Origin of the sequence: Aeromicrobium fastidiosum (assembly GCF_017876595.1) — a bacterium.
Taxonomy (GTDB): domain Bacteria; phylum Actinomycetota; class Actinomycetes; order Propionibacteriales; family Nocardioidaceae; genus Aeromicrobium; species Aeromicrobium fastidiosum.
Genome location: NZ_JAGIOG010000001.1, coordinates 260777 through 273537 on the forward strand (window position 1 = coordinate 260777; position 12761 = coordinate 273537).

Here is a 12761-nt window from a genome sequence, read left to right on the forward strand (position 1 = left end):
CTACCCGGTGGCCGGTCGCCTGACCGCCGCCCCGTCGAGCACCATGCCGACGATCCAGGCGATGTCGGCGGCTGCCGCGACCGGTGGCCGCGACGGGCGGGTCAAGGACGACAGCACGAGGCGCACCATCGCCTCGACGACGGTACGCAGCTCGTCGGCGTCGAGACCGGTCGGCGGGTACAGCTCGTCGATGGTCTGCTGCACCACCATGACGGCGGCGTCGACGATCTCGCCGGACTCGGTCGTCAGGATGGTCAGGAAGTCGTTGTCGCGCGATGCAGGAGCCGTGCCGACGATCGTGCGGACGAGCAGGCTCTCCTCGCCCAGCTGCAGGGTGCCCTCGCAGGCCGCCCGGATGCCGTCGAGGATGTCGGCCTCGGCCCGCATGCGGGTGCTCACGACGGTCAGGAACCGCTGCAGCTCGCGCAGGGCCAGGTGCTCGGCCAGGCCGTGCTTGGTGCCGAACTCGTTGTAGACGGTCTGGCGGCTGACGCCCGCGGCACCGGCCACGCCCGACATCGTGACCGCCGCCCACCCCGACGACTCAATGACCGCCTGCGCGGCGTCGAGCAGCCGTTCGCGCACCGGGGTGCGCGAGGGCTCGGTCACGGGGCCTGGACGTCGACGGTCATGGCGTCCAGCCTCGCACCTGCGGCGATCCACCCGCGAGCCGACCTGACGTCGCGGGGACGTCCGATCGAGACGGCTCCGCGCACCACGCCGTCGTCGAGGAGGTAGGCGATGAAGTCGCGCTCGGCCAGCGAGCCGTCGACGACCAGGTCGTGCGAACCCTCCGGCCAACCGGCGACCTGGAGGTTGAGGCCGTACTGGTCGGACCAGCACCACGGCACCTCCGCGAAGGGCTCGTCACCTCCGGCCATGACCTTGCCGACCGCGGTGCCGTGGTTCTGCGCGCCCTGCCAATGCTCGACGCGATGGCGGCCGCCCAGCACGGGGCGTGGCTGGTTGGCGACGTCGCCGGCCGCGAACACGCCCTCGAGCGAGGTGCGGCCGAGGGCGTCGACGAGGATGCCGCCGCCGTCGCCGGACGATGCCAGGGCGATGCCGGCGCGCTCGGCCAGCTCGGTGCACGGCTCCATGCCGACCGCCACGACCGCGACGCTCGCGGTCCACGTGCGTCCGTCGCTGGCGCGGACGACCGTGCCGTCGCCGGTGTCGACGATCGACTCCACCGTCACGCCGGTGTGCAGCTCGGTGCCTTCGCGACGGTGGATGTCGACGTACATCTCACCGAGCTCGGGTGGCAGGAGCCTCGGCAGCGGCAGATCGGCGGTCTCGAGCAGCGTGACCTCGCAGCCCGCCCCGCGCGCGCTGGCGGCGATCTCCGAGCCGATCAGCCCGGCTCCGACGATGACGACCGACGCTCCCGCGGCGAGCTCGGCCGCGAGGCGCGGGACGTCGGCGAGACCGCGCAACGTCCGCACGCCCGAGGCGTCCCACGGGTTGCGCGCCCGGCCACCTGTCGCGAGGAGCAGCTGCTCGAACGGCAGCGCCTCGCCGTCGTCCAGCACGACAGCACGGCTGGGGGCGTCGATCTCGACGGCGCGACGCCCGGTCATGAGGGTGATGCCGTGGTCGGCGTACCACTCGGCCTTCTTGATGCGGATCTCGTCGGCCGTCTTGTCGCCGCGGACGATCTCCTTGGAGACCGGCGGTCGGCGGTAGGGCAGCTCGGGCTCGTCGCCCACGAGGTGCACCGCGCCTTCGTAGCCGGCTGCCCGCATGGCGGCGGCCGCGCTGACCCCCGCGATGCCCGTGCCGACGATGACGGTGCGTGTCATCGGCGGCTCAGAGCTCGACCATCACGAAGTCGGCCTTGGCCGCACCGCAGTCGGGGCACGTCCAGTCGTCGGGGATGTCGTCCCACCTGGTACCCGGTGCGATGTCCTCCTCGGGCCAGCCCTCGGCCTCGTCGTAGACGAATCCGCACTGCTGGCACTCGAAACGCTTCATGACGGGTCTCCTGTGGTGGGGGTGGCGGCGCGGGTCTCGGCGGCGATGATGTGGCCGTCCTGGTCGTTGCGGACGAACTGCTCGATCGGCAGGAAGTCGACCTGCTCGCGCACGCCGCAGTCGGGGCACGTCCAGTCGGGGTCGATGTCGGCGAAGGCCGTGCCGGCTGCCCAGCCCTCGCGGGGGTTGCCGGTCGTCTCGTCGTAGACGTACTCGCAGTTGGGGCAGATGAACCGTGCCATCTCAGGCGACCTTCCCGTACCGGCGCTCGTAGGCGGCGGCCGTGCGTGGGTGCAGGTTGGTGCGGGACAGGTCGCCGTCGTAGTGGCGCACGACCTTGTCGTCCATGATGCGGCGCCAGACCTGCGGGACCCAGCTCAGCACGATCATCCCGGCGTAGCCCGTCGGCAGCACGGGGGCCTCCTTGAAGTCGCGCAGCGCCTGGTAGCGACGCGTGGGGTTGGCGTGGTGGTCGCTGTGCCGCTGGAGGTGGTAGAGCAGGACGTTGGTGCCGATGTTGTTGGAGTTCCAGCTGTGGCTCGGGTTGACCCGCTCGTAGCGGCCCGACTCGAGCCTCTGGCGCTTCATGCCGTAGTGCTCGAGGTAGTTGACCGACTCGAGCAGCCAGATGCCCGCGACGGCCTGCAGCACGAGGTACGGGAAGATCTGCCAGCCGAAGGCGATCATCAGCCCGCCCCACAGCACGACCGAGAACGCCCAGGCGTTGAGCACGTCGTTCTTGAGCGACCAGTGGGACGTCTTGAGACGTCCGAAGCGCTTCTTCTCCAGGCTCCACGCACTCTTCAGGCTGCCGACGACGGTGCGCGGCATGAACTCCCACACGGTCTCGCCGAGGCGACCGCTCGCGGGGTCCTCCGGGGTGGCGACGCGGACGTGGTGGCCGCGGTTGTGCTCGATGAAGAAGTGGCCGTAGAACGTCTGGGCGAGGGCGGCGCGAGCGAACCAGCGCTCGTACTCCTCCTTCTTGTGGCCCAGCTCGTGCGCCGTGTTGATGCCGATGCCCGCCACCATGCCGAGGCCGAGGGCCAGCCCGATGCGCGCCGCGACCGACAGCGGCTCGTCGATGCCGGGCAGCGTGCCGCCGCCGAGCAGGTAGCTGCCCCAGATCAGTCCGCCGATCTGCGCCGGGATGAACAGGTAGGTCACCCAGCGGTAGTAGCGGTCGTCCTCGAGCTGCTCGAGCACCTCGTCGGGCGGGTTCTCGCCGTCACGACCGGCGACGAGGTCGGCGAGCGGCACGATGACGAACAGGAAGAACGGGCCGAAGTACCACACCACGGTCGACCCGGTGAGGACGTGCAACCCCCACATGCTCACGGGGATCAGCGGCACGATCGCCCCGATGATCCACAGGTATCGCTTGCGGTCACGCCACTGGACGGTCGTGCCGTCGACGGTTGCCTCGATCGTCATGATGCTCCTTCACGCGCCTCGGGAGCGGCGCTTTACAAGAAGGTAGCAAATGTAAAGTTTGCTGGCAAGTATCCGTCGAACCGGCACCGCGGCGTCACTCCGGGCACCCGAGATGCCAGGAGTGACGCCGTGCGCTCAGCCGACGAGCTTGACCGTCGAGCAGTCCGGGCTGCCCGGGGCCGTCACGTCGGTCTTGGCGACCTGGACGCCCAACAGCTTGAACACGGGGTAGATCAGCGCGGAGAGCAGCTTGTCGATGGGGCCGTTGGCCGCCACGAGAGGGTTGATGATCGTGTTGATGATGCCGCCGAGGAGCGGATTGATGATGGCCCCGAGGACGTCACCGACGAACGTGCCGTCCATCAGGCCGATCTTGGAGTCGGAGATCGCCAGGCCGAGCACCCCGGATCCTGAGACCGATCGCGTGGTGACGGTCGGTGGCGTGAACGTGAGATCGGTCGGTCCACCCACGGCACCGGTCGCCGTGAGCTTCGACTTCACCGACAGGAGCGCATCGCCGAACAGGAGGCCGAGATTCTGCAGCACCCCGACGTTCAACGTGCCGACTCCGAGGACCGCCCCGGTCTTGGCGGTGATGACGGCTCCGCTCGGGGACCCGCACGCGATGCTCTTGAGCGTGGCCTCGCCGCGTCCCATCTCGAGGTCGAGCTCCATCACGACGGAGGCGGCACCGATGCTGAGCGGGTCGACGGTCGACTTGACGTGGACCTTGACCTGGGCGCTCTTGGCCGTGATGCCGGCCTTGCCACAGGCGATCTGCGGCGGCTCGACGATGATGGCCGTGAGGTCCAGGAGCCGCTCGGCCCCGGGCAGGCCCACGCCGAGGTTCTTGACGTTGAGGGCGTTGGTGCCGTTGGACGCGAAGACCGCCGCCGTCACGAGGTCGAACACGTTGACCAGGGCCGACAGCCCTGCGGAGTTGGCGGTCTCGAGGTTGAGGATCTTGCCGATGTCGACTGTTCCTCCCGAGATCTGCAGGCCGATCGCCTGCAGCGCTGCCGCCTGGACGGTGTAGCCGTTCTTCGACAGCGCAGTGGCCGTGGCCAGCACGAAGTCCCGGGTGCTGACGGTCGTGGCCAGCACCGCCTGCGGCGTGCCGACGCCCAGGGCGACAGCCAGGTCGGCCAACGGCACCACGGTGTCCTTGACGGTCAGCAGCCCCGCCGGGCTCAGCACGTTGAGCTGCGTCTTGAGGATCAGGTCGAGCAGGGGGCCCAGGGCACCGGTCGAGCTGTTCAGCGACAGCTCGCTCGACGAGGCCGAGAAGCACATCGTCGGATCGGCGCTCGTCGCGACGGCCGGGCGCGCGGCCTTGCCGTCGCCGGGCGCGAAGGCGAAGCCCACCGAGGTCGCCGCGATGACCTGCACGGCCGTCGGAACGGCACCGCCCGACACCGGCGTGAAGACACCCGTCGTGTTGCTGACCGTGCCGAGGGCCACGGTCAACGTCGGCGGGCGGCCGACGGTCTTGTTCTGCTCGACCGCCTGGGTCTTGACCGCTGCGAACTTGGGGTCGGCGAGGATCACCGATGCCGTGCGGCCCTTGAGCTGGCGGGCGAGGTCCATCGCCGCGGAGTCCGCCAGCGACTGCATGTCACGGCGCGCCACGCGCTGGGTGCCGAGGTCGACGGCGAACGCCGTGAACGTCAGCACCACCGTCATGAGCAGCACCGCCATCACCAGGATCGCGCCGCGCTCGTCGCGCTCGTCACGTCGCGTCATGTCAGTTCACCTCGACCACGGACGTGTAGGTGAGGTTCTGCGGCAGGGTGACACCCAGACCCGGGAACGACGGCACCAGCGGGTTGGCGCGGTAGGCGTGCGTCACGGTGACGACCGCGCACCGGCGTGTCGCATCAGCAGGGCACGCGACGTTGGGCTGGATGCTGCAGGTGCCGTCGGTCGAGCTGCCGTGCACGAGGTTGGTGCCGGAGCAGGTCACGCCGTAACCGCCCAGGGCGTCGTTGATCGCCGTCCGGGACTTGGTCGTCTTGGTGGCGGTGTCCATGCCCGACGGCACGATCGCCACCGCCCGCGCACCCTCGCTCGCGGCCTGCCCGAGCGCCTGGCGATAGCTCAGCATGTAGCCGTAGCTGACGATGCCGAAGACCAGTGCCACGAACACCGGCAGCACCAGCGCGAACTCGACCATCGCCGCACCTCGTTCACGCTCGGACCGCCGTGATGGGGACCCCTCCGGCCGCACGATCCCCGGGGATCTGGCGAGGGAGCGCCGGGCCGAAGAGGCCTCCATCACGGCGGTCATCCGTTGCTCGCATAAGCAGTGACGACCGACGGAGCGAGGACGATGATGAACAGGACAGGCAGGACGCAGACCATCAGCGGGATCAGGATCTTGACCGGGACCTTCTGCGCCCTGGCCTCGGCCCGCATGCGCCGTGCGAGCCGCATCTCCTTGGCCTGGCTGCGCACGACCGACGCCACCGAGATGCCGTACTCCTCCGCCTGGACGATCGACTTGGCGAAGCCCCGCACGTCGTCCACCGACGTGCGATCGGCCAACGCGGTGTACGCGTCGCGGCGGGACATCCCGAGCGAGACGTCCTGCAGCAACCGGACGAACTCGTCGACGAGCGGACCCTCTCCCACCTCGGCGACCTTGATCAGCGCCTGCTCGAAGCCGACGCCCGCCTCGATCGAGATGACGATCTGGTCGAGCAGGTCCGGCAGCGTCTTCTGCATCTCCTCCTGGCGCTTGACGCCACGGTTGTAGATCAGCAGGTCGGGCACGAAGTAGCCCAGGACGATCACTGCCAGGGCGACCAGCAGGACGAAGGGCGACGACCACTTCGATACGATGACGACCGCGAAGAACAGTCCCACCGCAGCGCCCGCGGGCTTGAGCACGATGATCCGCTGCAGCGTCCAGCCGACCGGACGTCCGGCCAGCACGATGTTGCGCTCGATCCGTCGCACCAGCGTCGGTGCCGTGAGGCGGGCGAACAGGCCATCGGCCGAGACGTCCGACCGGATGCGCTTCCACGCGCTCTCGGTCGCGGCCTCGGGGGCGGCCAGCATGCGGACGCGCTTCTGCACGCCCCGACCGGGCAGCACCAGGACGCCACCGGCGGTCGCAGCCATGAGCGCGGCGCCTGCGAGGAGGAGGACTCCGATGATCAACATGGCAACCCCTCAGAACTCGATGTTCACGATGGATCGCATCCACAGGCCGCCGAGGAGGTACAGGACGGCGCTGCCGAGCAGCAGCAGCTTGCCGATCCCGGTGGCGACGAACAACGACATCGTGTCGGCGCTGACGAGCATGTAGTAGATACCGATGCACACCGGCAGTCCCATCAGGATGACGGCCGACAGGCGACCCTCGGCCGACAGGGACATCACCTGCATCCGCACGTGCAGGCGCTCGCGGATCGTCTCGGCCACCTGGTCGAGGATCTCGTTGAGGTTGCCGCCGGTCTCCCGCTGCGCCGAGATCGCCCCGGCGACCCACCTGAAGTCGGTCGACTGCATGCGCTCGGCCACGGCCTCCAGCGACTCCACGAGATCGCGACCCAGCCGGTTCTCGTTGACGACGCGAGCCAGCTCCTCGCCCATGGGAGCGTCGAGCTCCTTGGAGATCGCGTCGAGCACGCGCGGGAGGCTGTGGCCCGCGCGCAGCGAGGCGGCCATCATCTGCAGCCCCTGCGGCAGCTGCTTGGCGAAGGCACGACGCTGTCGAGCGCCTCGGCGGCTCAACCACACCTTCGCGAGGACCGGGACGAGCACGGCGAGCAGCAGGCCCAGCAGGGCGTGAGCCAGCACGAGGCCGACCGAGAACGCCACGACCGAGATGCACAGGAGCATGACGACGAGGTTGGCCACGGGCATCGCCACGTTGGCCAGCTCGAGCTCCCGGGCACCGAACGGCCGCCAGCCCTGGCGGCGCATGACCGCCTCGACCCCGTTGATCACGGCATCGGTGACCCGTGTCAGCAGGCTCCGGCGCTCCTGCACGACCAGGCGCGAGATCCGCGCCGAGTCGACGCGACCCACCGGCACTCCGTTGACGGCGACGTACACGCCGCCGAGCGACATGGTGACGAGCAGCACCCCGAGCAGCAACATCACCGCTCACCCGCCGTCGTACGTCGCGGATCGAGGTTGTCGAGGTCGAAGGTGATGCCGTGGTCGGCGAACCGCTCGCTGAACCGCGGCCGGACCCCGGTGGGGATCGCCTGGCCCAGGAATCGGCCGTGCTGGTCGACGCCGGCGGAGTAGTCGAACACGAACACGTCCTGCAGCACGACGACGTCGTCCTCCATGCCGTGCACCTCGGTGACGTGCGTGATGCGCCGCGACCCGTCGCGGAGCCGGGTGATCTGGACGATCAGGTCGACCGCCGAGGAGGCCTGCTCCCTGATGGCCCGCAGCGGCAGGTCCATGCCGGCCATCAGCACCAGGGTCTCGAGACGGGCCATGGCATCGCGCGGCGAGTTGGCGTGCAGGGTCGACAGCGAGCCGTCGTGGCCGGTGTTCATCGCCTGGAGCATGTCGAGCGCCTCGCCGCCGCGGCACTCGCCGACGATGATGCGGTCGGGCCGCATGCGCAGCGAGTTGCGCACGAGATCGCGAATGCGGACCTCGCCGCTGCCTTCGATGTTGGGCGGGCGGCTCTCCAGACGCACGACGTGGGGCTGCTGGAGCCTGAGCTCGACGGCGTCCTCGATCGTGACGATGCGCTCCTCCCGCGGCACGAAGCCGGACAGGACGTTGAGCAGCGTCGTCTTGCCGGTGCCCGTGCCGCCGCTGACCAGGATGTTGAGCTTGGCCTGGACGCACGCGTGCAGCAGGTGGGCCATCTGCTCGGTCATGGTGCCGAACTCGACCAGGTCGCTGACGCCGAACGGACTCTTGGAGAACTTGCGGATCGTCAACGAGGAGCCGTCGACCGCAAGCGGCGGGATGATGGCGTTGACGCGCGACCCGTCCGCGAGGCGCGCGTCGACCAGCGGCGACGACTCATCGATGCGGCGACCGACCTTGGCGACGATGCGCTCGATGATCCGGCGCAGGTGGGCCTCGGAGCTGAACCTGGCGGGCGAGACCTGCAGGCGGCCGTGGCGCTCGACGAACACTTTGTCATAGCTGTTGACCATGATCTCGGTGATGGAGTCGTCGTCGAGCATGCGCTGCAGCGGACCGAGACCGATCGCATCGTCCTCGACCTCGCGGGTCAGCCGGCGGCGCTCGTCGACCGACAGAAGAGCTTCGGAGTCGATGACGCTGCTGAGCTCCTCGCGCACGAACTCGTGCAGCTCGTGCTCGGTCAGTGTCGAGTCGTTGGCGCGGGTGCCGAGCCGTTCGAACAGCGCCTCGGACGCCCGGGCCTTGATGTCGGTGAAGGCGTCGGAGACGGACGCCACGGCGTCAGGGCTGTCGAAGTGCTCCTGGTCGATCGTGTCGAGATCGGCCAGCGTGCGCTCCCGCACGGCGTCGAGTCGGTCGCTGAGACTCATGCGACGTCCAGACGTCGGTGACCGCGCTTCTGCTCGGCGGCACGGGCGCGGTCGAAGATGCGCTTGGCCAGCGACTTGACCGACTTCACGAACGGGCCGGACTTGGCGGTCACCATCAAGGGAACCCCACGGTTCGAGGCCAGTGGCAGCTCCTTGCTGCGGGGCAGCACCACGTCGACCGGTGCCCCGATGACGGCCTCGACGTCCTTGATGCGCAGACCCGACGACTTGTCGGCGAAGTTGACGACGACGTGCCGCGACGCCGGGAGGAGTCCGAGGGTGCCCAGCAGCTCCATCTCCTTCTGGACGCTGCGCAGGCACGCGACGTCCATCGTGGTGACGATGACGGCGTCGTCGCTGCACTCCAGGGCGGCCAGCGTCGTCTCGTCGAGTCCTGCGGCTGTGTCGAGGATGACGTAGCGGAACTGGTCCTGCAGCTGGCGGATGAGCTGGACGACCTGCTCGCCGGTCACCTTGTCGTTGGCGGCCGGCGACTCCGCGCCGCACAGCACGTAGAACCCGGCCGAGTGGACCGTGAGGTACGTCTTGAGCAGCAGGTTGTCGCGGGACGTGAGCCCGAAGGCGTCCTGCAGGGTGTGCGTGGGCTTGAGGTCCAGCACCGTCGTCAGGTCGCCGAACTGCAGATCGAGGTCGACCAGCACGACCTCCATGGGTGACTGCTGGGCCAGGGCGACGGCGAGGTTCGACGAGATGCTCGTCTTGCCGACACCGCCCTTGGGCGACAGCACGGTCATGGTGCGCGACGAGAAGTCGACCGGTGCCTGCGGGACGGCCTTGAGCGTCTGCTGGCGCGTGGTGTCGGCGCGGGCGTCGAGCCTGTCGCGAATGCCGGCCAGCACCGCGGGATCGTCGAGCGACGGCCCGACGTCGCGGATGCCGACACGCATCGCGTCGAGCATGATCTGCTTCTCGACCGCCGAGATCAGCACCATGTCGATGTCGGGGCGCACGGCGTGCACCTCGGCAGCCATGGCGAGGGACCGCGGGATCGGCACGAGCGAGGTGAAGACGATCGTCTCGGGCAGGCTCGCGGGGTCGAGACCCCGCAGCAGGCTGGCGGTCTCGGCGGCGACCGACTCGGCCGAGAGGGCGACGATCCGGTAGCCGACGGCTCCTGCCACCCGTGCGGCTTCTTCGTCGTCCGCGCCGACGATCAGGGCGATGCTCATGGGGCCACGTCCTTCGACGTGATGGTCTTGCCGCCGCCGGTCTCGGTGTCGTCGTTCTGCAGCGTCAGCCAGATCGTGCCGAACTCGATCGTGTTGACGAGCTTCTCGGCGTCGAGCGTGTTGACCGCGACCGTGATGAGCGTGCCAGCGGCACCGTCCGAGCCGACGGCACCCGAGTCGACCTTGAGGACGAGCAGTCCGTTGATCGGGTTCGCCGTCTGTCCGGAGAAGTTGGCGATGACGCCGACGCGGTCGCCGCTCTTGACGGCACCGCCGACCAGGCGGGCCCCGTCCACGGGGATCGTCAGCTCCTGCATGCCCTTCGGCACGGTCGTGCCCGCCTTGACGTCGTCCGGCTCGGAGAGCTTGGCGGTGCTGAGCTGGTCGCCCGGCACGAGCGCGACGCTGGTGACCAGGCCCTGCGCGTCGTCGAGCGAGCTCAGCGCACCCGGCACGAGTGCCGCGCGCGGCACCTTGACCGTCTCGGTCTTGCCGACCAGGTCGGCGGCGGTCGTCCGCGCCGGCACCTCGGTCGTGGCCCTCACGACGTCGACCATCTCGGTGCCCTCGAAGGCCCGGTCGTCGGCGTCGTTGGCATACGCGATCAGCGCCGCGATGCCCAGCACGGCGAGCAGTGCCGCCATGCCGATGATGATGAACTGCTTCTTCACGTCTTCTCCCTAAGACTCGAAGCGGTGCCACGGTGCGGCCTGAGCCGTCCGTGCACGAAGGACTCGCGGAGGATGACGCAGTGCGATCCCTCCGCTCACCTGTGTTGAGCCACGCGACCCATGTGACGACCGAGGTCGTCCACGAGGCGTGGCCCCCATCGGTCTCCCTACCGATGGGTGGGCGCGGCGAGCCCGAGCTCGACCGCGCCCCCGTGCGACCTGCGTCAGCAGATCGCGGTCGATCAGAGCTTGCTGTTGATCGAGCTGAAGGCACCGGTGATCTTGGTGCCGAGCAGCGCGACCGCGACGACGATGATGGCCGCGATCAGGGCGACGAGCAGGCCGTACTCGACAGCGGTCGCGCCCTTCTCCTCGCGTGCGGTCTTCGCCGTGAACAGCGAGGCCGACATGTAAGCCAGTGCAAAGTGGAACTTCGACATGATTTTACTCCCTCAATCATTTACCAGTCATCAGACGATGACTGCTCCCACCGAGGAATCTAAGCCGGGACTTTAGTCCCGTCGAGGGCTCTGGCCGAAGATGGCTCGAATTGACTACGGGAACCATCCGACACAGTCACGAGGAATAGGTCACACCGCGCCGCGGGGGTGCGCCGCACGAGTCAGGCGCGCGACCGCCCGCGGCGCGAACGCGAGTCCGGGCAGCAGGAGCGGGCCGAACAGGATGCCCCAGTACAGGTTGTTGTCGCGCCCGACCACCGCGAAGACCAGGGCGTACGCGACCAGCACGGCCGCGACGGGGCGCGCGTCGACCGAGTCGTGCAGCACCCATCCCAGCAGCGCCAGAGGCACCAGGAGCACCGCGACGAGCACGGGTGCGACGGTCAGCACCGTGCTGAACCACGCCGCATTGACGAAGAAGGGCCAGCCGTTGACGTCGAGCCAGCCCGACGAGGGCTCGGAAGCACCCGCGGACATCCGGCCGACCTGGAGCACGTGCCAGCCGTAGAACGCCAGGAAGCCGGCCACGGCCACGACAGAGGCCAGCCTGCGACGCACCGACAGACGGGGCCACGCTGCGGCGAGGACTGCGAGGCCGGCGGGCAGGGCCAGCTCACGCACGACACAGGCAGCCAGCAACGCGATCAGGGCGGGCCAGAACCAGTGCCTCGTCGCCGCGAGCGCCGCGACGTAGGTGAGCAGGCCGGCCCAGGTCTCGTGGATCCAGACACCGTCGGGTGAGCACAGGGCGGCCACCCCGACAGCCCCGACGACGCTGGCGACCGCCCACTCCGCCCGCGTGCGGGTGAGGCTGTCGAAGCACACGATGCTCAGGCCGATGGCGACGGCCGCCAGGGCGAGCAGGATGCCGTAGGCCGTCCCCTCGCCCGCCGTCGATGTCAGCCAGGCGAGCGTGGGCTCCCGCACGGTCACGGCGGGGGACGTCGGGAATCCGCGCGCGGGCTGCTCGGCGGCGACGGCGACGTAGTACGACTCACCGTCGCCCATCCGTTCGGAGATGGCTTGGTAGAGGGCGACGTCGGTCTTGTCCGGATCTGCCTCGAGGAAGCCGTCGGGCACCTGACTCCCGGCGACAGCGCCCCACACCACCAGGACCAGGGTCACGGCGATCGCCAGGAGCGCCCAGCCCCGCCGCAGTCGCGTCGAGGTCCCGAGGCCGCTCATGCAGCCATGATCGGTGCTCGGAGGGTCAACGGTCCACCGGCGGGGCGTCCCCGGCCGACGTCACCCCGGCAGCTGATCGGTGATCGACGTGAAGGCACCGGTGACCTTGGTGCCGAGCAGCGCGACTGCGACGACGATGACGGCCGCGATCAAGGCGACCAGCAGCCCGTACTCGACGGCGGTGGCACCCTTCTCGTCACGGCGGCTCTGCAGGTTGACGACGTACGACATGACAGTTGCGATCGCGAACATGATGACTCCCTCTTGGTGCAGCCAGATGTGAGTGACTGACTCTCCCTGGGCCGAATCCTAGGGTCTTAGGTCCCGGGACGCCTGTGGCAAGAATGG

At 69.2% G+C, this 12761-nt stretch carries 15 protein-coding genes; all 15 read right to left on the minus strand.

Annotated elements, in window-relative coordinates; genetic code table 11:
• Positions 1–609 (minus strand): TetR/AcrR family transcriptional regulator, encoded by a 609-nt coding sequence (locus JOF40_RS01290; protein WP_188111616.1) that lies wholly within the window; start codon positions 607–609, stop codon positions 1–3.
• On the minus strand, positions 606–1802 hold the full coding sequence (locus JOF40_RS01295; protein ID WP_129179377.1) for an NAD(P)/FAD-dependent oxidoreductase: 1197 nt from the start codon (positions 1800–1802) through the stop codon (positions 606–608). The genes JOF40_RS01290 and JOF40_RS01295 overlap by 4 nt, the downstream gene beginning before the upstream one ends.
• A gap of 7 nt (positions 1803–1809) precedes the next feature.
• Positions 1810–1974, minus strand: a complete 165-nt coding sequence (locus JOF40_RS01300; RefSeq protein WP_129179379.1) for a rubredoxin — start codon at positions 1972–1974, stop codon at positions 1810–1812.
• A complete protein-coding gene (locus JOF40_RS19865) occupies positions 1971–2216 on the minus strand; it encodes a rubredoxin (protein WP_129179381.1) in 246 nt (81 codons plus the stop codon). The genes JOF40_RS01300 and JOF40_RS19865 overlap by 4 nt, the downstream gene beginning before the upstream one ends.
• A 1-nt stretch (position 2217) precedes the next feature.
• Positions 2218–3408 (minus strand): alkane 1-monooxygenase, encoded by a 1191-nt coding sequence (locus JOF40_RS01310; RefSeq protein ID WP_129179383.1) that lies wholly within the window; start codon positions 3406–3408, stop codon positions 2218–2220.
• Between the two features lie 135 nt (positions 3409–3543).
• On the minus strand, positions 3544–5151 hold the full coding sequence (locus tag JOF40_RS01315; protein WP_129179385.1) for a pilus assembly protein TadG-related protein: 1608 nt from the start codon (positions 5149–5151) through the stop codon (positions 3544–3546).
• Position 5152: 1 nt separating this feature from the next.
• Positions 5153–5581: a TadE family protein gene (locus tag JOF40_RS01320; RefSeq protein ID WP_188111617.1), complete on the minus strand. Its 429-nt coding sequence runs from the start codon at positions 5579–5581 to the stop codon at positions 5153–5155.
• 110 nt (positions 5582–5691) lie between these two features.
• The gene (locus JOF40_RS01325; RefSeq protein ID WP_129179389.1) at positions 5692–6573 is read right to left on the minus strand and encodes a type II secretion system F family protein; all 882 of its coding nucleotides are present in this window, start codon (positions 6571–6573) and stop codon (positions 5692–5694) included.
• Positions 6574–6582: 9 nt separating this feature from the next.
• Positions 6583–7515 (minus strand): type II secretion system F family protein, encoded by a 933-nt coding sequence (locus JOF40_RS01330; RefSeq protein ID WP_129185964.1) that lies wholly within the window; start codon positions 7513–7515, stop codon positions 6583–6585.
• Complete coding sequence (locus JOF40_RS01335) at positions 7515–8906, minus strand: TadA family conjugal transfer-associated ATPase (RefSeq protein ID WP_129179393.1); 1392 nt, start codon at positions 8904–8906, stop codon at positions 7515–7517. The genes JOF40_RS01330 and JOF40_RS01335 overlap by 1 nt, the downstream gene beginning before the upstream one ends.
• Entirely contained in the window at positions 8903–10096 is a 1194-nt protein-coding gene (locus JOF40_RS01340) for a CpaE/TadZ family protein (RefSeq protein ID WP_129179395.1), read from the minus strand. Before JOF40_RS01340 ends, JOF40_RS01335 begins: the two co-directional genes overlap by 4 nt.
• A complete protein-coding gene (gene cpaB / locus JOF40_RS19870) occupies positions 10093–10767 on the minus strand; it encodes a Flp pilus assembly protein CpaB (protein ID WP_129179397.1) in 675 nt (224 codons plus the stop codon). The genes JOF40_RS01340 and cpaB overlap by 4 nt, the downstream gene beginning before the upstream one ends.
• A 242-nt stretch (positions 10768–11009) precedes the next feature.
• On the minus strand, positions 11010–11207 hold the full coding sequence (locus JOF40_RS01350; protein WP_245343082.1) for a Flp family type IVb pilin: 198 nt from the start codon (positions 11205–11207) through the stop codon (positions 11010–11012).
• Between the two features lie 150 nt (positions 11208–11357).
• Positions 11358–12413, minus strand: coding sequence for a hypothetical protein (locus tag JOF40_RS01355; protein ID WP_129179402.1), 1056 nt, complete (start codon positions 12411–12413; stop codon positions 11358–11360).
• A gap of 60 nt (positions 12414–12473) precedes the next feature.
• Positions 12474–12665 (minus strand): Flp family type IVb pilin, encoded by a 192-nt coding sequence (locus tag JOF40_RS01360; RefSeq protein ID WP_129179404.1) that lies wholly within the window; start codon positions 12663–12665, stop codon positions 12474–12476.
• Between the last annotated feature and the right edge of the window lie 96 nt (positions 12666–12761).